Source organism: Gordonia sp. NPDC003422 (assembly GCF_053588675.1).
Window position 1 is genome coordinate 234701 of record NZ_JBSFQL010000003.1, and the last position, 25301, is coordinate 260001.

Consider the following 25301-nt stretch of genomic DNA (forward strand, 5'->3'; position numbering starts at 1 on the left):
CGCGCTCCACGGCCCTCTTCCCGCCTCCACGATCGCCGCCGCAGGCGGCGGGTGGGTCGCTGATCCGAGCGTTCGTGGCCGATCGCGCTCTCGCTCGTGACGGCCGGCTGATGACAGCTTCGAGGCAGGCCCGCACCCTTCGGGACGCTCGCATGCGCTGCTCGTGCCGCCGCGCCGCACGGCCGGGTCGCCGGTCCGTGTAGAGTGTCGCGAGACAGACATCCTTTAACGATCCGTCCCGAGAGGCGGAGAAGGAGGTCGGCTTTGGCCAGCCCGCATGGCAGGGTCTTGCTCGACGCCGCCGATGTGTCCCGGACGATCGCCCGGGTCGCCCATCAGGTGATCGAGAAGACAGCGCTCGACTCACCCGACGCACCTCGCGTCGTTCTCATCGGAATCCCCACCCGCGGAACAACTCTTGCGACTCGGCTGGGAGCCAAGATCAATGAGTTCGCGGGCACCGACATTCCCGTCGGCTACCTCGACATCACGCTGTATCGCGACGACCTGCGCGCCAAACCGCACCGTCCGCTCGAACGGACCATGGTGCCGCGCGGTGGTGTCGACAACGCCGTCGTCATCCTCGTCGACGACGTCCTCTACTCGGGCCGGACAGTTCGCGCGGCGCTCGACGCCCTGCGCGACCTCGGCAGACCGGCCGCGGTGCAACTGGCGGTGCTGGTCGATCGTGGTCACCGTGAGCTGCCGCTGCGGGCCGACTACGTCGGCAAGAACATCCCGACCTCGCGCGACGAGAACGTCGCCGTGCACCTCGTGGAGCACGACGGCGTCGACGAGGTGGTCCTGCGTCCGGCATCGGGTCCGGCATCCGACGAGGCTGATGCGTGATGCGACATCTGCTGTCGACCGCGGACCTGACCCTCGACGAGGCCACCGAACTGCTCGACGACGCGGAGCGGTTCGAGCAGGCACTGATGGGCCGGGAGGTCCGCAAGCTACCGACGCTCCGCGGCCGCACGGTGATGACCGTGTTCTACGAGAACTCCACCCGCACGCGCGTGTCCTTCGAGGTCGCCGGCAAGTGGATGAGTGCCGACGTGATCAACGTCAGCGCCTCGAGTTCGTCTGCGGGCAAGGGGGAGTCGCTGCGCGACACCGCGAAGACGCTGCGCGCCGCGGGTGCCGACGCGCTGATCGTGCGCCATCCGGCGTCGGGTGCGCCGGCCCAGATCGCGGACTGGACCACCGGTCCCGATGGTGACGGACCTGCGGTGATCAATGCCGGCGACGGCACTCACGAACACCCCACGCAGGCACTCCTCGATGCGCTGACCCTGCGCCAACGCCTCGGTTCGCTCGACGGCCGACGGATCGCCATCGTCGGCGACGTGGTGCACTCGCGGGTGGCGCGCTCGAACGCGCACCTGCTGGCCACGCTGGGCGCCGAGGTGGTGCTGGTTGCACCGCCGACGCTGCTCCCGGTCGGTGTCGAACAGTGGCCGGTTGCGGTGTCGGGGAATCTCGACGCCGAACTCGCCGCCGTCGACGCGGTGATGATGCTGCGGGTGCAGGCCGAGCGGATGAACGGCGGGTTCTTCCCGAGTGCACGCGAATACTCGGTGCGGTTCGGCCTCAACGAACGACGACTCGCGCTGCTGTCCGACGACGCCGTGGTCCTGCATCCCGGGCCGATGCTGCGCGGGATGGAGATCGGCTATTCGGTCGCCGACTCGCCACGGGCGGCGGTGCTCGAACAGGTACGTAACGGCGTGCACGTCCGCATGGCGGTGCTCTTCCGACTCCTCGTCGGAAGCGATTCGGCAGGAGCGCAATTGTGAACACCCCGGCGAGTGGATCGGTGCTGATCTCGAGCGTCCGGCCGTACGGCGAGGGCAATGCGGTCGACGTTCTCGTCGAGGACGGCACCATCACCGCGATCGGCACCGACCTCGACGCGCCCGAGAACATCGAGCGGGTCGACGGCAACGGCGGCGTGGCGCTGCCGGGGTTCGTCGACCTGCACACACACCTGCGCGAACCCGGTCGTGAAGACACCGAGACCATCCGAAGCGGTTCTGCCGCAGCGGCATTGGGCGGTTACACCGCCGTGTTCGCGATGGCCAACACCAACCCGGTCGCCGATAATTCGACCATCACCGACAACGTCTGGCGCACCGGCCGGGAGGTCGGACTCGTCGACGTCCACCCGGTCGGGGCCGTCACCGTCGGACTCGAGGGCAAGCAACTGGCCGAGATGGGCATGATGGCGGCCGGTGCCGCCGGTGTGCGCATGTTCAGCGACGACGGCAAATGTGTGTCCGACCCGCTGCTCATGCGGCGCGCCCTCGAGTACGCAAAGGGACTCGACGTCCTGATCGCCCAGCACGCCGAGGAACCGCGTCTCACGGTGGGTGCGGTCGCGCACGAGGGGCCGACAGCCGCACGGCTGGGTCTCGCGGGCTGGCCACGCGCCGCCGAGGAGTCCATCGTCGTGCGCGACGCATTGCTCGCACGCGACGCCGGGACCCGCGTGCACATCTGCCACGCGTCGACCGCGGGCACCGTGGAACTGCTGCGCTGGGCCAAGGACCAGGGCATCTCGATCACCGCCGAGGTCACCCCGCATCACCTGCTGCTCGCCGACGACCGTCTGGCCACCTATGACCCGGTGAACAAGGTCAATCCGCCGTTGCGCGAGCCCAGCGACAATCTTGCCCTGCGGCAGGCGCTTGCCGACGGTGTGGTGGATTGCGTCGCCACCGATCACGCACCTCACGCTGCGCAGGAGAAGTGCTGCGAGTTCGCCCTCGCTCGCCCCGGCATGCTCGGTCTGGAGACCGCTCTGCCGATCATCGTCGAGACCATGGTGAAGCCGGGTCTGCTCGACTGGCGCGGTGTCGCTCGGGTGATGAGTGAACGCCCGGCCGCCATCGTGGGCCTGACCGATCAGGGGCGCCCGATCGAGGTCGGCGAGCCGGCCAACCTGGCCATCGTCGACCCGGACACCTCGTGGGTGGTCCGTGGCGCCGACCTGGCGAGCCTGTCCCGCAATACGCCTTACGAGGCGATGACCATGCCCGCCACCGTCACCGCGACACTGCTGCGCGGCGTGGTGACCGCAGTCGACGGGCGGGTGAGTGCGTGAGCGACGCCGCATACGACATCGTCATCGTCGTCATCGTGGTGGTGGCCTGGGCCGGTTTGGTGGCCCTGATTCTGCGCGGCTGGCGCAACCGTGGCCGTCGGCAGGCCGATCTCATCGGTGAGATGCCCACGCCGCCGGCAGATCTCGGCGAGGCGCAACTGGGCCCGCACACCGGACTGTACGTCGGCAGCACGTTGGCGCCGAGTTGGCAGAACCGCATCGCTGTCGGGGACGTCGGTGACCGGGCAAGCGCGTCGATGAGCGCCTACGCGGCGGGAATCCTGCTCGAGCGCAGGGGCGCCAGCACAATCTGGATTCCGCGCGAGTCCATCACCGCGGTGCGGACCGAGCGGGGACTCGCGGGCAAGGTGATGACCGCCGACGGCGTCCTGGTGGTCCGTTGGGTATTGCCGACCGGCACCGAGATCGATTCCGGTCTGCGCGCAGACGACAAGACGATCTACCCCGACTGGGTGCATGCCTTCGCCGATCAGCCATCGAGCGAAGCCGATGCCCCGGGATCGGGTTCAGAGGAACAGGGGAAAGAGCAATGAGCACAGCGGTTCTGGTGCTGGAGAACGGCCAGGTGTTCACCGGCCGGGCTTTCGGTGCAGTCGGCGAGACCCTCGGTGAGGCGGTGTTCTGTACCGCAATGACCGGGTATCAGGAGACGCTGACCGATCCGAGCTACCACCGCCAGATCGTGGTGGCCACCGCGCCGCAGATCGGTAACACCGGATGGAACCGCGAGGACGGCGAATCCACCGGAAGCGCAGGCAGTTCCGACGCCGACGGCGATTCCGGAAAGATCTGGGTCGCCGGGTACGCGGTGCGCAATCCCACTCGGCGGGTGTCGAATTGGCGCGCGACGACCTCGCTGGAGGACGAACTGGTGCGGCAGGGGATCGTCGGCATCGCCGGGATCGACACGCGTGCCGCGGTGCGCACCCTGCGCGACCACGGCTCGATGCGTGCCGGCGTCTTCTCCGGCGCGGCTGTCTCCGACACCGACGAGTTGCTCAGCCGGGTGCGCAACCAGCCGGAGATGAAGGGCGCCAACCTGGCCGGGGAGGTCACCACCGACACCGGCTACGTGGTGGAGCCGAAGGCGCCGGCCCGATTCACCGTCGCCGCAATCGATCTGGGCATCAAGACCAACACCCCGCGGATGTTCGCGCAGCGAGGCGTGCGGGTCCACGTGCTGCCGTCGAACACCGACCTCGCGGCCATCACCGCCCGCAATCCCGACGGTGTGTTCCTGTCCAACGGTCCCGGCGACCCCGCGACGGCCGACGCGATCGTGAACCTCACCCGGGATGTCCTCGGCGCCGACCTGCCGCTCTTCGGCATCTGCTTCGGTAACCAGATCCTCGGCCGCGCGCTCGGCCGCGGCACCTACAAGATGAAGTTCGGCCACCGCGGGATCAACATCCCGGTCATCGACTCTGCCACCGGCAAGGTGTCGATCACGGCACAGAACCACGGCTTCGCCCTCGACGGCGAGGCGGGCGAGGAGTTCGACACCGACTTCGGCCGCGCCCGCGTCAGCCATGTGTGCGCCAACGACGGCACCGTGGAGGGCGTCGAATTGATGTCCGGCCGGGCCTTCTCGGTGCAGTACCACCCGGAGGCCGCGGCCGGTCCGCACGATGCCGCCTACCTCTTCGACAAATTCGTGACACTGCTGGAAGGACGTGGGGCCTGATGCCACGCCGTACCGACATCTCCCACGTCCTGGTCATCGGTTCCGGACCGATCGTCATCGGACAGGCCTGCGAGTTCGATTACTCGGGCACGCAGGCATGCCGGGTGCTCAAGGCCGAGGGGCTGCGCGTCAGCCTGGTCAACTCCAACCCGGCGACCATCATGACCGACCCGGAGTTCGCCGACGCCACCTACATCGAGCCGATCACCGCCGAATACGTGGAGAAGGTGATCGAGGCCGAACGCGACGCCGGTCACCCGATCGACGCCGTGCTGGCCACCCTCGGTGGGCAGACCGCACTCAACACCGCTGTCGCACTGCATGATCGGGGATCGCTGGAGAAGTACGGCATCGAGCTGATCGGTGCCGACTTCGACGCCATCCAGCGCGGCGAGGACCGGCAGATGTTCAAGGACATCGTCGAGAAGGTCGGCGGTGAGAGCGCCCGATCGCGGGTATGTCACACCATGGACGAGGTGCGTGACACCGTCGCCGAACTGGGCTTCCCGGTCGTCGTGCGGCCGTCGTTCACGATGGGCGGGCTCGGCTCCGGCATGGCCTACGACGACGCCGACCTCGAGCGGATCGCCGGCGGCGGTCTGGCCGCCTCGCCGACTGCGAACGTGCTGATCGAGGAGTCGATCCTCGGCTGGAAGGAATACGAACTCGAGCTGATGCGCGACAACCGCGACAACGTCGTGGTGGTCTGCTCCATCGAGAACCTCGACCCGGTGGGCGTGCACACCGGCGACTCGGTGACCGTCGCGCCGGCGATGACGCTCACCGACCGCGAATACCAGATCATGCGTGACCTCTCGATCGACATCCTGCGCGAGGTCGGCGTCGACACCGGCGGCTGCAACATCCAGTTCGCCCAGGACCCGCGCGACGGTCGGCTCGTGGTGATCGAGATGAACCCGCGTGTGTCGCGGTCGTCGGCATTGGCTTCCAAGGCAACGGGTTTCCCGATCGCCAAGATCGCCGCCAAGCTCGCCATCGGCTACAGCCTCGACGAGATCGTCAACGACATCACCAAGGAAACCCCGGCCTGCTTCGAGCCGACCCTCGACTACGTGGTCGTCAAGGCGCCGCGGTTCGCCTTCGAGAAGTTCCCGGGTGCCGACGACACCCTCACCACCACCATGAAGTCGGTGGGCGAGGCGATGAGCCTCGGACGCAGCTTCGCCGAGGCGCTCGGCAAGGTGATGCGCTCGCTGGAGACCAAGGCCGCCGGGTTCTGGACCGAACCGGCCCGCCAAGATCCGGCCACCATCGACCTGCCCGCACTTCTGGAGGAGCTTCGTACGCCGAAGGACGGTCGGCTCTACGGGCTGATGCTGGCGTTCGACGCCGGCGCCACCATCGAGCAGCTCTACGAGGCGACCGCCATCGACCCGTGGTTCCTGGCCGAGATCGGCGGGATCGCGGCACTCGGGGCCGATATCCGCGACGCCGGACGCCTCGATGAGGATCTGCTGCGCGAAGCCAAGAGCACCGGGTTCTCCGACAAGCAGATCGCCGCGCTGCGTGACGATTTCGCCGACGAGGACGCCGTGCGCGAATTCCGGGTGGGTCTCGGCGTGCGTCCGGTCTACAAGACCGTCGACACGTGCGCGGCCGAGTTCGAGGCGCGTACGCCGTATCACTACTCCACCTACGAACTCGATCCCGCCGCGACGAGTGAGATCGCACCGCAGACCGAACGGGAGAAGGTGCTGATCCTCGGTTCGGGCCCCAACCGCATCGGGCAGGGCATCGAATTCGACTACTCCTGCGTGCACGCGGCGCTCACGTTGTCCGAAGCGGGCTACGAGACCGTGATGGTCAACTGCAACCCCGAGACGGTGTCCACCGACTACGACACCGCCGACCGTCTCTACTTCGAGCCCCTCACCTTCGAGGACGTTCTCGAGGTGTTCTACGCGGAGTCGAAGTCGGGTCGGGTCGCCGGTGTCATCGTGCAGCTCGGCGGCCAGACACCGCTGGGTCTCGCCGACCGTCTGCAGGGCGCGGGGGTGCCGATCGTCGGCACCTCGCCGGCCGCGATCGACCTCGCCGAGGACCGTGGCGAATTCGGCAAGGTGTTGACCGCGGCGGGGTTGCCCGCCCCTGCCTTCGGCACCGCGACCAGCTTCGACGAGGCTCGTGACACTGCTGCCCGGATCGGTTATCCGGTGCTCGTGCGTCCGTCGTACGTGCTCGGCGGGCGCGGCATGGAGATCGTCTACGACGAGCAGTCGCTGGCTGATTACATCTCCCGCGCAACGGAATTGACGCCCGACCATCCGGTCCTCGTCGACCGGTTCCTCGAGGACGCGGTGGAGATCGACGTCGACGCGCTGTGCGACGGCGACGAGGTCTACATCGGCGGTGTGATGGAGCACATCGAGGAAGCGGGCATCCACTCCGGCGACTCCGCGTGCGCGCTGCCCCCGGTGACGCTCGGCCGCGCCGACCTGGCGATGGTGCGCGAATCCACCGAAGCACTCGCCAAGGGGATCGGCGTACGAGGACTGCTCAACGTGCAGTACGCGCTGAAGGACGACATCCTCTACGTCCTCGAAGCGAACCCGCGCGCAAGCCGGACCGTTCCGTTCGTATCCAAGGCGACCGCCGTGCCGCTGGCCAAGGCGTGCGCCCGGGTGATGCTGGGTGAGTCGATCGCCGACCTGCGCGCGAGTGGACTGCTGCCCGCCGAGGGCGACGGCGGCGAGGCCCCGGCGCATGCGCCCATCTCGGTCAAGGAAGCGGTGCTGCCGTTCAACCGGTTCCGCCGCTACGACGGCACCGGGGTGGACTCCCTGCTCTCGCCGGAGATGAAGTCGACCGGCGAGGTGATGGGTATCGACGCCGACTTCGGTCGAGCCTTTGCCAAGTCGCAGACGGCGGCCTACGGGTCGCTGCCCACGTCGGGCGCGATCTTCGTGTCGGTGGCCAACAAGGACAAGCGGGCGCTGATCTTCCCGGTCAAGCACCTCGCCGACCTCGGGTTCACCATCCTGGCCACCGAGGGCACCGCGGATGTCCTGCGGCGCAACGGCATCGAGGCCACCACGGTCCGCAAGCACTTCGAGTCGGGACCGGGGGAGACCAACATCGTCGACACCATTCGGGCCGGCGAGGTGAGCATGGTGATCAACACCCCGTACGGCCAGTCCGGACCTCGCGTCGACGGCTACGAGATCCGCAGCGCCGCTGTGACGGTGGGTATTCCGTGCATCACCACGGTGCAGGGTGCGAGCGCCGCGGTGCAGGGCATCGAGGCAGCCATTCGCGGCCAGGTGGGCGTGCAGTCGCTGCAGGAACGTCACCGCGCGCTGGTGGGTGAGGGATAGGTGACCGATTCGGGCTTCGCGGCGCGCTACCGGCAGGCCGTCGACACGCGCGGCCGGCTCTGCGCGGGTATCGATCCACACGCCGAGTTGCTCGAGCAGTGGGGTCTGCCGGTGTCCGTGGACGGGCTCGCCCGGTTCGCCGAGGTGTGTGCCGAAGCACTCGGGCCGGTGGCCGCCGTGATCAAACCGCAGGTCGCGTTCTTCGAGGCGTTCGGTTCGGGCGGTTTCGCGGTGCTCGAAGAAACCATCCGTCGCTGCCGGGAACTCGGCGCCCTGGTGCTTGCCGACGCCAAACGCGGTGACATCGGCACCACCATGGCCGCCTATGCACACGCGTGGCTCGACGACACCTCGCCGCTGTGCTCGGACGCGGTGACGGCCTCGCCCTACCTGGGATTCGAGTCGCTCCGTCCTGCGCTCGACGCGGCTCGACGGTCGGATCGCGGGGTGTTCGTCCTGGCTCGGACGTCCAACCCGGAGGGCGTTGGGGTGCAGCTCGCCGACACCGGGGCCGGATTTGTCGCGCAGTCGATGGTCGACGCCGCCGCGGCGGAGAACGGCGAGGGTGTGACGGTCGGCCTCGTCGTCGGCGCCACCCGCAACCATGGCCTCGACCTGAGTGGCTTCACGGCGCCGATCCTCGCGCCCGGACTCGGTGCGCAGGGCGCCACCCCGTCCGACCTGCCCGCGGTGTTTTACGGTGCACACCTGCGCTGGGTGCTGCCCGCCAGTTCCCGCGGCGTCCTGCGGCATGGCCCCGATGTGGTCACGTTGCGCGCGGCGTGTGAACAGACCATCGACGAGGTCGAAGCCGCGCTGTCGAGGTGACGCGACGCCCTCGTCCGGGATCTACGTTGCGGGTGACGCGTCGGCGATAGACTCGGCGGGTGATTGGGGAGCCGAGGTGAATGCGCTGGTGACAGTGGTCGTCGTCGATGATCATCCGTTCTTTCGTGACGGCCTCGCGCGTGGACTGACGAGCAGCGGTCGCATCTCGGTGGTCGGGGAGGCCGGCGACGGGCGTGCCGGGCTCGACATGATCCGCGAGACCGCACCGGATGTCGCGGTCGTGGACTACCAGATGCCGGGGATGACCGGGGCCGACGTCGCGCATGCAGTGACCCGCGACGGACTGAGCACCCGGGTCCTGTTGCTGTCCGCGGTGACCGACGCGCCGATCGTCTTCGAGGCCCTGCAGCGCGGCGCGAGTGGCTACTTGTCCAAGGACTCGGATCGGGACGCGATCGTCGGCGGCGTGATGCGCGTCGCGAAAGGGGAGACCGTGGTGCCGGCCGAACTGGCCGGTGGTCTCGTCGACCAGATCCGCATGCACACCGCGCCGGAGACCCCGGCACTGAGTGAGCGGGAGTCGCAGGTGCTCGCCGGATTTGCCCGTGGGCTGTCGATCCCGCAGCTTGCGGCTGAACTGTTCATCGGGGCGTCGACGGTGAAGACCCACACCCAGCGCCTGTACGAGAAGCTTGGGGTCTCCGACCGCGCCGCCGCGGTCGCCGAAGGCCTGCGGCGCGGGCTCATCGACTGACGCCGATGGCCGACGACGAGCGCGGTCTTGCAGCGGTGGCCGACGAGGGCGCGATCCGCGAGATCCTGCTGGACCACGGATTGCGCGGAATCCGGATCCAGGTGTTGTTGCGAGTGATCCTCGCGGCGTTCGTCGTGCTCGTGATCGCCTTCGATCCGCCCGCCGACTATCTCGTCGCAACCTGGATCGTGGTGGGCTGCTACGTGATCTGGTCGGTGATCACCGTCCTGTTGGCCCGCCGCGGAGACGCGGTGACGGTGCGGCTGATGTGGTCGGCGGTGTTCGTCGACCTGGGTGCGCTCACGGTGCTCGCCGTCCTCGCCAGTCGCTCCGACTCGATCAGTTGGACCTCCGACGTATTACTGACCGGCTTCGCGATCATCCCGATGATGGGTGCGACGTCGCTGCGCCCATGGGTCCCGACCGTCATCGCAGTACCCACCGTGGTGGTCTACTTCGCGACGACCGCCGCCGCACGTCCCGCCAACGGTGAGCCGTGGTCGCTGGTCATCCTGCACACCGTGGTGATCGGTGCACTCGCGCTGGCCAGCGTTCTGCTGTCACTGCTGCAACGCTCCCGGGTGATGACGATCGGGTCGCTCGCGGCCGACCGGGCCCATCTGCTGAGCGAAACGCTGCTGATCGAGGACCGGGAACGCCGTGATCTCGCCGACGCGCTGCACGACGGTGCGATGCAGTACGTGCTCGCTGCCCGGCACACCCTCTCCGATGTCCGGCGCGGCGACGATCCCGACGCCACCGACCGGCTCGACGCGGCGCTCACCGAATCCAGTCGGCTGCTGCGCTCGACGTTGACGACGCTCAATCCGGCGGTGCTCGATCACCACGGGCTCGCGGTGGCACTCGATGAGCTCGGTCGCTCGGTCGCGGTGCCCGGAGGCCTCGACGTCGTGGTCGACGTGGCGGGATGGTCGCCCGAAGGTTCCACATCGGTGGATGCGTTGCTGTACGCCACTGCGCGAGAGTTGGTCGCCAACGTCGTCAAACACGCCGGTGCCGATCGCCTCGAGCTGAGTGCCGAGTGGGACGCCGGCCAGGCTCGGCTGGTGGTCGTCGACGACGGGGTCGGCATCGGCGCAGACCTCGCGTCGGACGCCGGCGGCAGTGATCGGCTCGCCGAGCGGCTGACCGAAGGGCATCTCGGTCTGATGTCGCGCCGGGTCCGGCTCGAAGCGGCCGGTGGCACGCTGACCGTCGACGCCCGACCGACCGGGGGCACTGTCGCGATCGCCGAGGTTCCGGTGCGTCAGGGAGGCTGATGTGCCCCGAGGTACTCGGCCCGCTCGCTTCGCTCCCGGCGCCGGTTGACCTGCGTGAATCGGCGAGTTCATCGGCACGACACACCGGAGCGGGCCACCAAGTCTAGGAAGATTCGAGGATGCGCTTGCGTCACACGCGTCACAGCCGTAGCGGTGTCGCGGCAGACTCTCGCGCGGTCGATAATGCGATCTGACCTGCGGGTATGCATGCCCGGCGAGCTGTCCGTACCGGGTTGTCGGTGCCGCAAAGTACAACATGTGCACGGAAGCTCTGCGCGGGGGTCGCGCTCGAATTGCCTGCTCACGTTGGGTACGGTCGAGCACGCGTCCGCGTTTGTACAGCGGCCGAGTGGGTTACATGGTCATGTGATCCCGACAGACTGATCGAAGTAGAACGAAATACGGAGGAATCGTGGCCCTTCCCCAGTTGACAGACGAGCAGCGCGCGGCAGCCTTGGAGAAGGCTGCTGCTGCTCGGCGAGTTCGCGCCGAACTGAAGGAGCGCCTCAAGCGCGGCGGCACCGACTTGCAGCAGGTGCTCAAGGATGCCGAGAACGACGAGATCCTCGGCAAGATGAAGGTCTCCGCCCTGCTCGAGGCCCTGCCCAAGGTCGGCAAGGTCAAGGCGCAGGAGATCATGACCGAACTCGAGATCGCTCCGACCCGCCGTCTGCGCGGTCTCGGTGATCGTCAGCGCAAGGCTCTGCTCGAGAAGTTCAGCTCCTGAGCGAGCAACCGACCGAACGCACGAGGGGCCGACTGATCGTTTTGGTCGGCCCCTCGGCCGTCGGCAAGTCCACCGTCGTGGCGCGAGTTCGTGCCGCTGTGCCGGATTTGTACTTCAGCGTCTCCGCGACCACACGCTCGCCGCGCCCCGGCGAGGTCGACGGACGCGACTATTTCTTCGTCGGCTCCGACGAGTTCGACCGGATGATCGCCGACGACGAGCTTCTCGAATGGGCCGAGATCCACGGTGGGCTGCAGCGTTCGGGCACGCCGAGCCGACCGGTCCTCGACGCACTCGCTGCCGGATCGCCGGTGCTCGTCGAGGTCGACCTGGTCGGTGCGCGCAACGTGGTCGCCCACCTTCCCGAGGCCACAACTGTGTTCCTCGCGCCGCCGAGCTGGGACGATCTGGTCGCCAGATTGACCGGTCGCGGCACCGAGAGCCCCGAGGCCATCGAGCGTCGGCTCAACACCGCACGGACAGAGATGGCAGCTCGCGACGAGTTCGATCACGTGATCGTGAACAGCGAAGTCGACCGAGCGGCCAGTGAGTTGGTATCCTTGCTGGTCGGACCTTCTCAGCCCGCCGCACACCCGCGGCAGGATGCCGCAGGCAACCGCTGAGGACCGCCCACCGGCCGGTACCCGACCGACCCGAACCACAGACTTTCCACGTCACCGCAGCAGCAGGAGATCGAGTGAGCACGCAGACCAACTTCGACATGACCGAGATCGCCGACGCGCCGGCCTATGACACGCCGCTGGGCATCACCAACCCGCCGATCGACGACCTGCTCGAGCGCGCGTCGTCCAAGTACGCGCTCGTGATCTACGCGGCCAAGCGTGCACGTCAGATCAACGACTACTACAACCAGCTCGGCGACGGCATCCTCGAGTACGTCGGTCCGCTCGTCGAGCCGGGTCTGCAGGAGAAGCCGCTGTCGATCGCGCTGCGGGAGATCCACTCGGACCTGCTCGAGCACACCGAAGGCGAATAAGTCCACGCAGCCTCGATGAGCGACACTGCCGCGATGAGCAGATCGGGTGGAGCACGTCGACGCATCATCGTCGGTGTCGGAGGCGGCATCGCCGCCTACAAGGTGTGCTCGGTCATCCGGCATTTCACCGAGGCCGGTCATGACGTTCGCGTCGTGCCCACTGCGTCGGCGCTCAAGTTCGTCGGTGCCGCCACCTTCGAGGCGCTCAGCGGCCATCCCGTGACCACCGACGTCTTCGACGACGTCGACCAGGTCGCCCATGTCCGGCTGGGGCAGGGTGCCGACCTCGTGGTGATCGCGCCTGCCACGGCCGACCTGATGGCCCGGGCCGCGGGCGGCCGCGCCGATGACCTGCTGACCGCTTCGCTGCTGACGGTCCGCTGTCCGGTGCTGTTCGTGCCGGCCATGCACACCGAGATGTGGGAGCACCCCGCCACGGTGGCCAACGTCGCAACTCTGCGCGCACACGGTGCCACCGTGATGACTCCGGCATCCGGCCGCCTCACCGGCACCGATTCGGGCCCCGGCCGGCTCCCCGAACCGCAGGAGATCGCGCTGCTCGCCGATCTGCTGCTCGAGCACGCCGACGCCCTGCCCTACGACCTCGCGGGAGTACGTTTCGTCATCAGCGCCGGCGGCACCCGTGAACCCATCGACCCGGTGCGCTTCCTGGGCAATCACAGCTCCGGAAAGCAGGGCTTTGCCCTCGCCCGAGCCGCAGCGCAGCGTGGCGCCAAGGTCACCCTCGTTGCCGGCTCGACCGCCGACCCCGGCAATCCGTCGGGCGTGGACATCGTCCGGGTGTCCACGGCTCGCGAACTCGCCGACGAGATGACCAAGCGATCGGCCGAGGCCGACGTGGTCATCATGGCGGCCGCGGTGGCCGACTTCCGTCCGGTCTCGGTCGCCGACGCGAAGATCAAGAAGGGCGACGCGGGACCCGCGCCCATCGAGCTGACGACCAACCCGGACATCCTGCGGGGCCTGGTGGAGAGCCGCGCAGCGGGCGCGATCCCGGCGGAGACCGTGATCGTCGGTTTCGCTGCAGAGACCGGCGACGAAACGGGCGGGGTCCTCGACCACGGACGGGCGAAGCTGGCCCGCAAGGGCTGTGACCTGCTCGTCGTCAACGCAGTGGGCGACGGAAAAGCGTTCGGCACCGAGGACAACACCGGCTGGCTGCTCTCTGCGCAAGGCGCCGAAACCGCGCTTCCGCTGGGTTCGAAAACCCTCATGTCGAGCCGAATACTTGACGAAGTGCGCGGCCTGGTGCCTGATGGTCGGGGTGCGTGACCCACACCGCGCGGGCTGTCTGCGTGGGTGTGTAGGTTGGAACGCACTCACATTGGCGTCCTGGGGGAACAGTGGTGACCTCCCGGACGCAACCATGCACTCCTGCGACCTGTGCTAACGCGACCCGCCTTGAGAGGACCCGATGACCACCTCCGCGTCACGCCTGTTCACCAGTGAATCCGTCACCGAGGGACATCCCGACAAGATCTGCGATGCGATCAGCGATTCGGTGCTCGACGCCATCCTGACCGACGACCCCAAGGCGCGGGTCGCCGTCGAGACCCTGGTGACCACCGGTCAGGTGCATGTCGCCGGTGAGGTGACCACCACTGCCTACGTCGACATCCCCGGCATCGTCCGCGCGAAGATCCTCGACATCGGTTACGACTCGTCGACCAAGGGATTCGACGGCGCGTCGTGCGGCGTCAACGTCGCGATCGGTGCGCAGTCGCCCGACATTGCCGGCGGCGTGTTCAACTCCCACGAGAGCCGCAGCGGAATCTCCGAGGACGAGATCGACAACCAGGGCGCGGGCGACCAGGGTCTGATGTTCGGCTACGCCAGCAGCGAGACCCCCGAACTCATGCCCCTGCCGATCGCGCTCGCGCATCGCCTGTCACGTCGGCTTACCGAGGTCCGCAAGACCGGTGTGCTGCCGTATCTGCGCCCGGACGGCAAGACACAGGTGACCATCGAATACGACGGCGACAAGCCGGTCCGGCTCGACACCGTGGTGCTCTCGACGCAGCACGCCGCCGACATCGATCTCGAGAACATGCTCACGCCGGACATCCGGTCCGAGGTCGTCGAGGCCGTTCTCGCCGACCTGCAGGTGTCGACGCTGAGCACGGAGGGCTACCGCCTCCTGGTGAACCCGACCGGCAAGTTCGTGCTCGGCGGACCGATGGGCGACGCCGGCCTCACCGGCCGCAAGATCATCGTCGACACCTACGGCGGCATGGCCCGTCACGGTGGTGGCGCCTTCTCCGGCAAGGACCCGTCGAAGGTCGACCGGTCGGCGGCGTACGCGATGCGCTGGGTGGCCAAGAACGCCGTTGCCGCGGGTCTGGCCGACCGCATCGAGGTGCAGGTCGCCTACGCGATCGGCAAGGCCGCCCCCGTCGGGCTGTTCGTGGAGACCTTCGGAACCGAAAAGGTCGACCCCGCTGTCATCGAGCGGGTCATCTCCGAGAACTTCGACCTGCGTCCGCTGGCGATCATTCGCGATCTCGACCTGCTGCGTCCGATCTACGGGCCGACCGCCGCCTACGGGCACTTCGGGCGTACCGACGTCGATCTGCCGTGGGAGCGGACCGATCGGGCCGACAAACTGCGCGCAGCCGCAGGACTCTGACACCCGGCCCACAGGTGAGCCTTCCGCTCCCTGAGGTGCGAGGAGCGCAAGCGACGAGCCTCGAAGGGCGCGGCGAAAAGGGTGCACCAACGCGAGGGCGGACCGCTCGAAAGGGCGCCCGCACACCCGCCTCGTCGCAACCGGTGGCTCAGGTGCTTCCGTTCCTCGGGCTCACACATCTAGACCGCCCTTTCGACTACCTGATCGACGCCGAACAGGACGCGATCGCGCAACCCGGGGTTCGTGTGCGAGTTCGATTCGCCGGGCGCCTCGTCGACGGCATCCTGCTGCAACGGATCGAGGAGAGCGACCATCCAGGCAAACTCGGGTGGCTCGACCGCGTGGTCTCGGCCGAACCCGTGCTGGGACCCGAACTGGCCGCCCTGTGCCGGGCGGTCGCCGATCGGTACGCCGGCACGATGGGTGACGTCGTTCGCCTGGCGATCCCGCCACGGCACGCGCGCACGGAGAAGGAACAAACCCCGGAACCCACGTCGGTGGTCACGGCTCCCGACCGCGCATCCTGGCAGGTCTACCGGTCGGCGGAGGGCTTTCTGGATTCCCTCGCCGAGGGGCACCCGCGTGCCATCTGGCAGGCGGTGCCCGGCGAGGACTGGCCGAATCGGCTCGCCGAACTCGCTGCGACGACGGTCGCCGCGGGACGCGGGGCAATCATCGTGGTGCCCGACCAGCGCGACCTCGACCGCCTGTCGGCAGCGTGCGAACCGCTGCTCGGTGACCGGTGCGTGACGCTCGCGGCCGGACTTGGTCCCACCGCGCGCTATCGACGCTGGCTGGCCGCACGACGCGGCGCCGCGCAGGTGGTGCTCGGCACTCGCAGTGCCATCTTCGCCCCGGTCCGCGACCTCGGGCTCGTCGTCGTCTGGGACGACGGTGACGACAGCCTCGACGAACCCCGTGCGCCCTACCCTCACCCTCGCGAGGTAGCGGTCCTGCGTGCGCACCTCGAGCAGTGCGGGATGGTCATCGGCGGGTTCGCGCGGACCGCGGAGGCGCAGGCGCTCGTGGCCGCGGGCTGGGCGCATGACCTGGTGGCCGATCGGGCACAGGTGCGCTCCCGCAGCCCACGGGTGCAGGCGATAACCGATGACGACGCCCAAGTGGCCCGCGATCCGCAGGCACGCTCGGCGCGCATTCCGGCAGTCGCGTTCGACGCCGCGCGTGCTGCTCTGGCCGCCGACCTGCCCGTGGTCTTCAGCGTGCCGAGGCGCGGATACCTGCCGTCCCTGGCCTGCACGCGCTGCCGGGAACATGCGCGGTGTCGCGCATGCCACGGCCCGTTGCAACTCGACGGTGCCGGTCACGTCAGTTGTCGGTGGTGCGGGCGTGCCGAATCTTCCTTTCGATGCCCGGCATGCGGCGGTACCCAGGTCCGGGCCTTGGTCACCGGGGCCCGCCGAACCGCGGAGGAGTTGGGGCGGGCATTTGCCGGGGTACCGGTGGTCACGAGCGGTGGGTCGTCGATCGTCGACGAGATCCCGGCCGGCGCACGAGTCGTCGTCGCCACTCCGGGTGCGGAGCCCGTCGCCCCGGCCGGCTACGGTGCCGCGATCATTCTCGACACCTGGGCGCAACTGGATCGCGCCGATCTGCGTGCCGGCGAGAACGCGGTCCGGCGGTGGATGGCGATCGGTGGGCAGGTGCGGGCGCACGGCGAAGGTGGACGGCTCGTGATCGTGGCCGACTCGGCATTACCGCCAGTGCAGGCGATCATCCGGTGGGATCCGGTCGGCTTCGCCGAGACCGAGCTTGCCCAGCGCGACGAACTGGGGTTTCCGCCCGCTGTGACCATGGCGTCGATCGACGGCACCCCGGCAATGCTGACCGAGTTCACCGGTCACCTCGAGATCCCGGCCGGCGGAGATGTGCTCGGTCCGGTGCCGCTGCCGCCCGGCGTTCGACCCCCCGCCGGTGCCGACCGCGACGACGCCGACACCGAGTTCGATCGGGTTCTTGTGCGTGTGCCACGTCGTGACGGACGGTTGCTGGCCGATGCGCTCGTTGCCGCGCAGATACGTCGAAACGCCCGACACGAGACGGGGCCGATTCGCGTCCAGGTCGACCCGCCTACCATCGGATGAGCATTCCAGAGAGGACCGAGTCGTGCGCATAGTGTTCGCGGGCACCCCCGACGTCGCCGTACCGTCGTTGCAGGCGTTGCTCGACTCACCCGAACACGACGTCGTCGGGGTCATCACCCGGCCCGACGCGGTGTCCGGTCGGGGACGCAAGGTGTCCCGATCACCGGTCGGGTTGGTGGCAGACGAACGCGGTGTGGAGGTGATCACCCCGCGTCGCCTCGCTGAGCCGGAGGTCGCCGAGGTGCTGGCGCGATGGAATCCCGACTGTGGTGCGGTCGTCGCCTATGGCGGCCTGGTGCCGGCGGACCTGCTCGAACTTCCCGACCACGGTTGGGTCAACCTGCACTTCTCGGTCCTGCCGGCGTGGCGGGGAGCGGCGCCGGTGCAAGCGTCGATCGCAGCGGGCGACGAGGTGACCGGCGCGAGCACGTTCCGGCTCGAGAAGGGTTTGGACACCGGCCCGGTGTTCGGCGCGCTCACCGAGACAATCGCACCTGGTGACACCAGCGGAGAGCTGCTGGACCGTCTGGCGGTGGCCGGCGCGGGCCTGCTCGTGCGCACTCTCGACGGCATCGCCGCGGGTGAACTGGCTCCCACGCCGCAACCGGCCCACGGCGTCAGTCATGCTCCCAAGATCGAGGTCGACGATGCCCGCGTGCGCTGGGAACTGCCCGCCCACATCGTCGAACGCCTGATCCGGGCACACACCCCGGTGCCGGGCGCGTGGACCGGCCTCGACGACGCGCGGATCAAACTGGGACCGGTCAGGGTCGTGGGCGACGACGAGCCGGACCGGCCCGCCGACCGTCTTGCACCGGGTGCGGTCGCGGTCACCAAGAAGGCGGTGTTCGTCGGCACCGGCACCGCGCCGGTGCGACTCGGGACGGCTCAGCCGCCCGGGAAGAAACCGATGCCGGCGGCGGACTGGGCGCGCGGGGCGCGACTCGGCGACGAGACGACGCTGCGGTGAGCGGCGACTCGCGGGGCGGGGACTCGAGGGGCGGGGACCGCAAGTTCCGGCAGAAGGACCTCGACCCGGCTCGGGTGGCGGCCCGCGACACCCTGCGTGCCGTCCGGGAACGGGATGCCTACGCCAACCTCGTGTTGCCGAAACTGTTGCGCGAGCGGCACATCACCGGCCGCGACGCCGCGCTGGCCACCGAACTGACCTACGGCACCGCACGGGCTCAGGGCACTCTCGACACGATCATCGCCGCGGCCGCCGGACGCGACATCGCCGACATCGACGGGGCGCTGCTCGACGTGGTGCGGATGGGTGCCTACCAGTTGCTGCGCACGCGGATCGGCGCACACGCCGCCGTGTCGACGTCGGTGGACCTGGTGCGATCCGAACAGGGTATGGGCCCGTCCGGATTCGTGAATGCGGTGCTGCGCAAGGTGTCTCAGCGGTCCGAGGACATCTGGGTGGATGAGCTGGCTCCCGACATCGCCGACGACCTCATCGGTCACCTGGCCTTCCAGTACGCCCATCCGCGCTGGATCGCGGAGGTGTTCTTCGACGCGCTTGGTGGGTCGGCCGGGCAATTGCAGGCCGCGCTGGCCGCCGACGACGCCCGGCCACCGGTACATCTGGTGGCGCGCCCCGGGCTCATCACCGCCGAGGAACTGGCCCTCACCAGCGGGGGAGAGGTGGGCGACTACTCGCCGTACTGCGTCTACCTGCCCGGTGGCGATCCCGGTGATCTCGACGCGGTCCGTGACGGTTTCGCCGGGGTGCAGGACGAGGGCAGTCAACTCGTCGGCCGCGCCGTGACGGTTGCGCCCGTCGACGGACCGGATGGCGGGCGCTGGCTCGACATGTGCGCCGGACCGGGCGGAAAGGCCGCGTTGATCGGCGCGCTCGCCGACATCGACGGCGCACATCTCGACGCGATCGAGGTGTCCGAGCATCGAGCGGAGCTGATCCGCAAGGTGGTGTGCGACCTGCCGGTCGATGTCCGCGTCGCCGACGCCCGTGATGCAGGCCTCGAGCCCGGATACGACCGGATACTTCTCGATGCACCCTGCTCTGGACTGGGCTCCTTGCGCAGGCGTCCGGAGGCACGCTGGCGTCGGAGGCCCGAGGATGTCGCGGAACTCGTTGTGCTGCAACGAGAATTGCTCACCGAAGCCGTGCGACTGGTGCGTCCGGGCGGCGTCGTCGTCTACTCGACGTGTTCGCCGCACCCGGCGGAGACCGTCGAGGTGATCTCCGCGGTCCTCGACTCGGTACCCGATGCCAGTCAACTCGACGCGCGACCGATGGTGGCCGTGGGGCGGTTCGCCGGCGCGGACGCGACGACGCTCGGCGACGGTCCGCATGTCCAGCTCTGGCCGCACCTGCACGGCACCGACGCGATGTTCCTCTCGGCGGTGACGAGGACTGAGCCGTAGCCCGACCGGGCATCTCGATGGGCAACCCATACAATCTGCGGCATGTGTAACCCTGGCAGCACACCCATGATCGCCCCGTCGATTCTGTCCGCCGACTTCGCGAACCTCGCGGCCGAGGCGGCAGCGGTCGAAGGGTCGGACTGGCTGCATGTGGATGTGATGGACGCCCACTTCGTGCCGAACCTGACCCTTGGGTTGCCCGTCGTCGAGAGTCTGCTCAAGGCGACCGACATACCGATCGACTGCCACCTGATGATCGAGAACCCCGAGCGCTGGGCGCCACCGTATGCCGAGGCGGGTGCCTACAACGTCACCTTCCACGCGGAGGCGACGTCGGACCCGATCCCGGTGGCGCGCGACATCCGCGCGGCAGGCGCCAAGGCCGGGCTGTCGATCAAACCGGGCACTCCGCTCGAGCCGTACCTGGAGATCCTCAAGGACTTCGACACGCTGCTGATCATGAGCGTCGAACCGGGCTTCGGCGGTCAGAAGTTCATGCCCGAGGTGCTCGCCAAGGCGCGTGCCATCCGCGAACGCATCGATGCCGACGAACTGCAACTGCTCGTCGAGATCGACGGCGGCATCAACGCCGACACCATCGAAGAAGCCGCGGAAGCGGGCATCGACTGCTTCGTCGCGGGGTCCGCCGTCTACGGCGCCGAAGATCCGGGGGCCGCCGTCGCCAAGCTGCGCGAGCAGGCCGCATCGGCGCGCGCCGGAGCAGCCGGGAGCTGAACCGGCCATGGCCGTCGGCGATCTGGACGTCGTTGCGCTCATGCGTCGAGCGATCGACGCATCGGTGGCCGCGCAGGGAAGCAGCAGCCCCAACCCGCCCGTCGGAGCCGTCATCCTCGGGGCCGACGGAAAGGTGGTCGGGATCGGACATACGCAGCCGCCCGGCGGCCCGCACGCCGAGGTGATGGCACTGCGCGCGGCCGGGGAACGCGCGCGGGACGGGATCGCGATCGTCACACTCGAACCGTGTAACCACACCGGCCGGACCGGGCCGTGTGCGCAAGCACTTATCGAGGCCGGGGTTACCGAGGTGCACTACGGCGTTGCCGACCCGAATCCGGCGGCCGCGGGCGGAGCCGAGACCCTGCGCCGCGCCGGTGTTCTCGTCACGGGAGGAGTCGCAGCCGACGAGATCACATCGGGCCCGCTGCAGCCCTGGCTTCATCGGCAACAGCACGGCCGACCTTTCGTCACGGTGAAACTCGCGACGACGATCGACGGTCGCATCGCCGCGCCGGATGGCACGAGCAAATGGATCACCGGGCCGGGCGCGCGAGCAGTGGCGCATCGGCAACGTTCCCGCATCGACGCGATCGTCGTCGGTACCGGGACCGCGCTGGCGGACGATCCGTCGCTCACCGCGCGTCGTCCCGACGACACGCTGTATGACCATCAACCGATTCGGGTGGTGGTCGGCGACCGCGAGGTGCCGGACGGCGCGAAACTCCGGGACGGTGTGGCACCCTTCGTCCACGTACGAAGCCACGATCCGGCCGCGGTCCTCGACGCGCTCGACGACGCACTGTGGGTGCTGGTGGAGGGTGGCGCAACGCTCGTCGGGGCCTTCTTTGCCGCAGACCTCGTGGATGAACTGGCGGTCTTCGTCGCCCCCACGGTTCTCGGCGCCGGCCGGAACGCGGTGGACATCCCCGGCATCACCACCCTCGCGGATGCCCGCCGATTCGAAACACGTGAGGTACGCCTCGTCGACGGTGGGGACGTGTTCATCCGGATGACGCGCTGATCTGCCGGTGCGACGCACACCGCAGCAGGATCGTTTCGAACCGTGAATGTCGTTGGTCCACAGTCCTATCGCGACTGCGCGGAGTGCCGGCACTTGGTCGTTTGATCAGAACCTTCGCTTCTCGGACCAGTCGTTTCGATTGCTGGACAGATCGATGTGTGGTCGCTCAGAGTCGCGTTACGCGACCGTAGGTTACTGATGAGTTGGGTAGGGGGAGGGCTCATCCAGTGTCCGGGAACGGTGGGTGGCGGCCGAACGCGGTTATATCGATGCGGTGATCGAGCCGTCCCATACCCGGCTCGAGATTCGCCGGGCATTGGCCATGCTGGCCGACAAAGAGGGTTCCCACGGCGCACGAAAGCATCTGCTGATGCCTCTCTGACCCACCCCGGTTTCGTTCACCGGGAGCACAAGGCGATCTGTGTTGCGTCGCGTGCTAGCGTCGAAGGCACCAGTTCTCGGGGCGGGGTGAGATTCCCCACCGGCGGTGATGATGTCGCGAGGTCCTGCTCGTGACACCGAGCCCGCGAGCGCCTGCCGACGCAGGGACAGCAGATTCCGGTGCGATTCCGGAGCCGACGGTCATAGTCCGGATGTGAGAGAACAGGCGACACGAGGCCGTCTGCGTCTGCTCCGAGCAAGCAGGAGGAGCACGTGTTCACCGGAATCGTGGAGGAGCTCGGCGAGATCGCCGCCCGCGAAGACCTTCCCGACGCCGCCCGCATCACCGTCCGCGGGCCCATCGTCACCTCAGACGCCGGCTACGGCGACTCGATCGCCGTCAACGGTGTCTGTCTCACGGTCGTGGAGAAACACGACGACCGATTCACCGTCGACGTCATGGCCGAGACTCTGCGTCGCAGTTCACTGTCCGATCTCGGGCCGGGCAGCCGGGTCAATCTCGAGCGCGCGATGCCTGCGGGAGGACGGTTCGGCGGGCACATCGTCCAAGGACATGTCGACGGGACCGGTGAGGTCATCTCCGTCTCACCGTCGCAGCACTGGACGGTCGTGCGAATCGCGGTACCCGCGGCGCTGAGCCGCTACCTCGTCGAGAAGGGGTCGATCACCGTCGACGGGGTCTCGTTGACCGTCTCCTCCCTCGGCGTGACCGATGCGGCGGACTGGTTCGAAATTTCCTTGATCCCGACCACGTTGTCGGAGACGAATCTCGGGTCGGCGCAACCCGGCACGGTGGTCAACCTCGAGGTCGACGTCATTGCGAAGTATGTGGAGCGGTTGAACTCGCCCCATGTTCCGGAAGTGAAGTGATTGTGATGAGCGAGAGCCTGATGAGTGATACCCCCGAGAACGTTGCCGACTCTGCAGGGTCCGATGTGCAGCTGGACACGATCGAACGCGCGATCGCCGACATCGCGGCGGGCAAGGCCGTGGTCGTCGTCGACGACGAGGACCGGGAGAACGAGGGCGACCTGATCTTCGCCGCCGAGAAGGCGACCCCCGAACTCGTCGCCTTCATGGTCCGGTACACGTCCGGCTATCTCTGCGTCCCGCTCGACGGCGACACGTGCGATCGCCTCGGCCTGCCGCCGATGTATTCGATGAACCAGGACAAGCACGGCACCGCCTACACGGTGACCGTCGATGCCCGCGAGGGCATCGGCACCGGCATCAGCGCATCCGACCGCGCCACCACCATGCGGCTGCTGTCCGCGCCGGACAGCACGGCCGGCGACTTCACGCGGCCCGGCCACGTGGTCCCGCTGCGGGCGAAGGACGGCGGCGTGCTGCGGCGCCCCGGACACACCGAGGCCGCCGTCGACCTGGCGCGGCTCGCCGGCCTGACACCGGCGGGCGTGATCTGCGAGATCGTCAGTCAGAAGGACGTCGGCTCGATGGCGCAGACCGACGAGCTGCGGGTCTTCGCCGACGAGCACGACCTCGCCCTGGTCTCGATCGCCGACCTGATCGCCTGGCGGCGCCGGCACGAAAAGCATGTCGTACGGGTCGCCGACGCCCGAATCCCCACGCGCCACGGCGATTTCCGCGCGGTCGGTTATTCGAGTGTCTTCGATGACGTCGAGCACGTCGCACTCGTCATGGGCGACATCGCCGGTGCCGACGGTGCCGGCCACGACGTTCTGGTCCGGGTTCACTCGGAATGTCTGACCGGTGACGTCTTCGGCTCGCTTCGCTGCGACTGCGGACCGCAACTCGATGCGGCGCTGGAGATGGTGGCCGCCGAGGGTCGCGGGATCGTGCTGTACATGCGCGGTCACGAAGGCCGCGGTATCGGCCTCCTCCACAAGTTGCAGGCGTATCAACTGCAGGACGCCGGCTCGGACACGGTCGACGCCAACCTGCAGTTGGGCCTGCCGGCGGATTCCCGGGATTACGGACTGGGCGCACAGATCCTCGTCGATCTCGGCGTGTCGTCGATGCGATTGCTGACCAACAATCCCGCCAAGCGAGTGGGCCTCGACGGCTACGGGCTGCAGATCGTCGAACGGGTGCCCATGCCGCTTCGTGCAAATCCGGAGAATCTGCGGTACCTGCGTACCAAGCGTGATCGCATGGGACATGATCTGGAGGGCTTGGACGTCGAACATCCGCATGGCCCACATGATCTCGGCCCCGGAACTGATCTCGGCCCCGGAACTGATCTCGGCACCGAAACGTCCTCCAACGGCGGGAGTCCGGCATGAGCGGGCACGGCGAACCGCAACTGGAGCTCGCCGACGCCGGCAAATTGCGGCTCGCGATCGTGTCGTCTCAGTGGCACGAGACCATCTGCACCGCGCTGCTCGACGGCGCGCGCCGCGCGGCGAGTAAACACGGGATCGACGACCCCACCATCGTGGCCGTCGCCGGTGCGATCGAACTACCGGTCATCGTCCAAGCGCTGGCGCGATCGCACGACGCGGTCGTGGCGCTCGGCGTGGTGATCAAGGGTGAGACGCCACACTTCGACTACGTGTGCGACGCGGTCACCGCCGGCCTGACCCGGGTCTCCCTCGACGAGTCGACCCCGGTCGGTAACGGTGTGCTCACCGTTTTGACCGAAGACCAGGCCATCGCGCGTGCCGGCCTACCCGGGTCCACCGAGGACAAGGGCGCGCAGGCGACGGTCGCCGCGCTGGCGTCGGCGCTCACGCTGCGCGCGCTGTCCCGCGGCGAGGATCTGCCCTCGGTCGGCGCGGCACCCGCCGCGACGGACGCGTGAGCGCGGGGGAGAACTCGGCCGACGGTGACTGGGACTTCGTGTACCGGCCACATCGGATGCCGAGGTTCGCGATTGCGGCGGCGGTCGTCGTCCTCGCGATCCACATCACGTTCGGCATCCTGCTGACCATCTCCGACACCGGGCCCCGCAACATCGGAACCGCCGACCAGGCCGCGATCATCCTCATCGGCATCCTGATCTGCGGGGCCATCCTCCTGCTGACCCGCCCCCGTCTACGGGTCGGCCGGGCGGGTATCGGGGTGCGGAATCTGGTCGGGGAGAGGCTGTTCGGCTGGGACGACGTGGTCGGGCTCACCTATCCGGAACGCGGTTTCGGCGCGCAACTCGAACTACCCGCCGACGAACACATCCCGGTCCTGGCCGTGCAGGCCGGTGATGGTGACCGCGCCGTCGAGGCGATGAACCGCTATCGGGAACTCGAGGAGCGCTACGGAAACGTGCAACGGTCGCGCTGATGCAGGCCGGGCACACCGCGACTGCTGTCAGCGTCGGCGACTAGCC

Annotated in this window: 23 protein-coding genes, 1 pseudogene and 1 riboswitch; all 24 genes and pseudogenes read left to right on the forward strand. The window is 68.4% G+C overall.

What is annotated here, in order from left to right:
- Positions 1-264 precede the first annotated feature (264 nt).
- Entirely contained in the window at positions 265-849 is a 585-nt protein-coding gene (pyrR, locus tag ACWDTF_RS04525) for a bifunctional pyr operon transcriptional regulator/uracil phosphoribosyltransferase PyrR (RefSeq protein WP_240858421.1), read from the forward strand.
- Positions 849-1799 carry an aspartate carbamoyltransferase catalytic subunit gene (locus ACWDTF_RS04530; protein ID WP_240858413.1) on the forward strand — a complete coding sequence of 317 codons (951 nt, stop codon included), beginning with the start codon at positions 849-851 and terminating at the stop codon, positions 1797-1799. The genes pyrR and ACWDTF_RS04530 overlap by 1 nt, the downstream gene beginning before the upstream one ends.
- Positions 1796-3106, forward strand: coding sequence for a dihydroorotase (locus tag ACWDTF_RS04535; protein ID WP_240858404.1), 1311 nt, complete (start codon positions 1796-1798; stop codon positions 3104-3106). The genes ACWDTF_RS04530 and ACWDTF_RS04535 overlap by 4 nt, the downstream gene beginning before the upstream one ends.
- Positions 3103-3660 (forward strand): PH-like domain-containing protein, encoded by a 558-nt coding sequence (locus ACWDTF_RS04540; RefSeq protein WP_240858395.1) that lies wholly within the window; start codon positions 3103-3105, stop codon positions 3658-3660. Before ACWDTF_RS04535 ends, ACWDTF_RS04540 begins: the two co-directional genes overlap by 4 nt.
- Positions 3657-4811 (forward strand): glutamine-hydrolyzing carbamoyl-phosphate synthase small subunit, encoded by a 1155-nt coding sequence (gene carA / locus ACWDTF_RS04545; RefSeq protein ID WP_240858388.1) that lies wholly within the window; start codon positions 3657-3659, stop codon positions 4809-4811. The genes ACWDTF_RS04540 and carA overlap by 4 nt, the downstream gene beginning before the upstream one ends.
- Entirely contained in the window at positions 4811-8146 is a 3336-nt protein-coding gene (carB, locus tag ACWDTF_RS04550; protein WP_240858367.1) for a carbamoyl-phosphate synthase large subunit, read from the forward strand. The genes carA and carB overlap by 1 nt, the downstream gene beginning before the upstream one ends.
- A complete protein-coding gene (gene pyrF, locus ACWDTF_RS04555; RefSeq protein WP_355279210.1) occupies positions 8147-8974 on the forward strand; it encodes an orotidine-5'-phosphate decarboxylase in 828 nt (275 codons plus the stop codon).
- 76 nt (positions 8975-9050) lie between these two features.
- Positions 9051-9689 (forward strand): response regulator, encoded by a 639-nt coding sequence (locus tag ACWDTF_RS04560; RefSeq protein ID WP_240858337.1) that lies wholly within the window; start codon positions 9051-9053, stop codon positions 9687-9689.
- 5 nt (positions 9690-9694) lie between these two features.
- Positions 9695-10969, forward strand: coding sequence for a sensor histidine kinase (locus tag ACWDTF_RS04565; protein ID WP_240858327.1), 1275 nt, complete (start codon positions 9695-9697; stop codon positions 10967-10969).
- 412 nt (positions 10970-11381) lie between these two features.
- Positions 11382-11696 carry an integration host factor, actinobacterial type gene (mihF, locus tag ACWDTF_RS04570; protein WP_004021989.1) on the forward strand — a complete coding sequence of 105 codons (315 nt, stop codon included), beginning with the start codon at positions 11382-11384 and terminating at the stop codon, positions 11694-11696.
- On the forward strand, positions 11693-12319 hold the full coding sequence (gene gmk, locus ACWDTF_RS04575; protein WP_240858671.1) for a guanylate kinase: 627 nt from the start codon (positions 11693-11695) through the stop codon (positions 12317-12319). Before mihF ends, gmk begins: the two co-directional genes overlap by 4 nt.
- Positions 12320-12393: 74 nt before the next feature.
- Positions 12394-12693 carry a DNA-directed RNA polymerase subunit omega gene (gene rpoZ / locus ACWDTF_RS04580; protein WP_240858323.1) on the forward strand — a complete coding sequence of 100 codons (300 nt, stop codon included), beginning with the start codon at positions 12394-12396 and terminating at the stop codon, positions 12691-12693.
- Positions 12694-12726: 33 nt separating this feature from the next.
- A complete protein-coding gene (coaBC, locus tag ACWDTF_RS04585; protein WP_240858670.1) occupies positions 12727-13986 on the forward strand; it encodes a bifunctional phosphopantothenoylcysteine decarboxylase/phosphopantothenate--cysteine ligase CoaBC in 1260 nt (419 codons plus the stop codon).
- Between the two features lie 142 nt (positions 13987-14128).
- Positions 14129-15340: a methionine adenosyltransferase gene (gene metK, locus ACWDTF_RS04590; protein ID WP_355279205.1), complete on the forward strand. Its 1212-nt coding sequence runs from the start codon at positions 14129-14131 to the stop codon at positions 15338-15340.
- A 152-nt stretch (positions 15341-15492) separates the two neighbouring features.
- Entirely contained in the window at positions 15493-17442 is a 1950-nt protein-coding gene (locus tag ACWDTF_RS04595) for a primosomal protein N' (protein WP_449754007.1), read from the forward strand.
- A gap of 22 nt (positions 17443-17464) precedes the next feature.
- Entirely contained in the window at positions 17465-18412 is a 948-nt protein-coding gene (gene fmt / locus ACWDTF_RS04600) for a methionyl-tRNA formyltransferase (protein WP_240858296.1), read from the forward strand.
- Positions 18409-19836, forward strand: a complete 1428-nt coding sequence (locus ACWDTF_RS04605) for an RsmB/NOP family class I SAM-dependent RNA methyltransferase (RefSeq protein ID WP_449754008.1) — start codon at positions 18409-18411, stop codon at positions 19834-19836. Before fmt ends, ACWDTF_RS04605 begins: the two co-directional genes overlap by 4 nt.
- Positions 19837-19878: 42 nt before the next feature.
- A complete protein-coding gene (rpe, locus tag ACWDTF_RS04610; RefSeq protein WP_240858290.1) occupies positions 19879-20571 on the forward strand; it encodes a ribulose-phosphate 3-epimerase in 693 nt (230 codons plus the stop codon).
- A gap of 22 nt (positions 20572-20593) precedes the next feature.
- Complete coding sequence (ribD, locus tag ACWDTF_RS04615) at positions 20594-21595, forward strand: bifunctional diaminohydroxyphosphoribosylaminopyrimidine deaminase/5-amino-6-(5-phosphoribosylamino)uracil reductase RibD (RefSeq protein WP_355276250.1); 1002 nt, start codon at positions 20594-20596, stop codon at positions 21593-21595.
- Between the two features lie 241 nt (positions 21596-21836).
- Positions 21837-21977 (forward strand): annotated as a pseudogene (locus ACWDTF_RS04620) (carboxyl transferase domain-containing protein); the annotation flags it as partial.
- A 68-nt stretch (positions 21978-22045) separates the two neighbouring features.
- A riboswitch (FMN riboswitch) is annotated at positions 22046-22204 on the forward strand.
- Between the two features lie 45 nt (positions 22205-22249).
- Positions 22250-22867 carry a riboflavin synthase gene (locus tag ACWDTF_RS04625; protein WP_240858274.1) on the forward strand — a complete coding sequence of 206 codons (618 nt, stop codon included), beginning with the start codon at positions 22250-22252 and terminating at the stop codon, positions 22865-22867.
- Between the two features lie 20 nt (positions 22868-22887).
- Positions 22888-24261 carry a bifunctional 3,4-dihydroxy-2-butanone-4-phosphate synthase/GTP cyclohydrolase II gene (locus ACWDTF_RS04630; RefSeq protein ID WP_355276217.1) on the forward strand — a complete coding sequence of 458 codons (1374 nt, stop codon included), beginning with the start codon at positions 22888-22890 and terminating at the stop codon, positions 24259-24261.
- On the forward strand, positions 24258-24779 hold the full coding sequence (gene ribH, locus ACWDTF_RS04635; protein ID WP_240858262.1) for a 6,7-dimethyl-8-ribityllumazine synthase: 522 nt from the start codon (positions 24258-24260) through the stop codon (positions 24777-24779). The genes ACWDTF_RS04630 and ribH overlap by 4 nt, the downstream gene beginning before the upstream one ends.
- 56 nt (positions 24780-24835) lie before the next feature.
- On the forward strand, positions 24836-25255 hold the full coding sequence (locus ACWDTF_RS04640) for a PH domain-containing protein (RefSeq protein WP_240858660.1): 420 nt from the start codon (positions 24836-24838) through the stop codon (positions 25253-25255).
- The last annotated feature ends 46 nt before the right edge of the window (positions 25256-25301 follow it).

Bases quoted from the DNA above. Each gene is read 5' to 3' on its own strand.
- ACWDTF_RS04530 (WP_240858413.1), top strand. From the start codon at position 849: ATGCGACATCTGCTGTCGACCGCGGACCTGACCCTCGACGAGGCCACC.
- carA (WP_240858388.1), top strand. From the start codon at position 3,657: ATGAGCACAGCGGTTCTGGTGCTGGAGAACGGCCAGGTGTTCACCGGC.
- carB (WP_240858367.1), top strand. From the start codon at position 4,811: ATGCCACGCCGTACCGACATCTCCCACGTCCTGGTCATCGGTTCCGGA.
- ACWDTF_RS04565 (WP_240858327.1), top strand. From the start codon at position 9,695: ATGGCCGACGACGAGCGCGGTCTTGCAGCGGTGGCCGACGAGGGCGCG.
- coaBC (WP_240858670.1), top strand. From the start codon at position 12,727: ATGAGCAGATCGGGTGGAGCACGTCGACGCATCATCGTCGGTGTCGGA.
- metK (WP_355279205.1), top strand. From the start codon at position 14,129: ATGACCACCTCCGCGTCACGCCTGTTCACCAGTGAATCCGTCACCGAG.
- rpe (WP_240858290.1), top strand. From the start codon at position 19,879: ATGTGTAACCCTGGCAGCACACCCATGATCGCCCCGTCGATTCTGTCC.
- ACWDTF_RS04630 (WP_355276217.1), top strand. From the start codon at position 22,888: ATGAGTGATACCCCCGAGAACGTTGCCGACTCTGCAGGGTCCGATGTG.
- ribH (WP_240858262.1), top strand. From the start codon at position 24,258: ATGAGCGGGCACGGCGAACCGCAACTGGAGCTCGCCGACGCCGGCAAA.
- ACWDTF_RS04640 (WP_240858660.1), top strand. From the start codon at position 24,836: ATGCCGAGGTTCGCGATTGCGGCGGCGGTCGTCGTCCTCGCGATCCAC.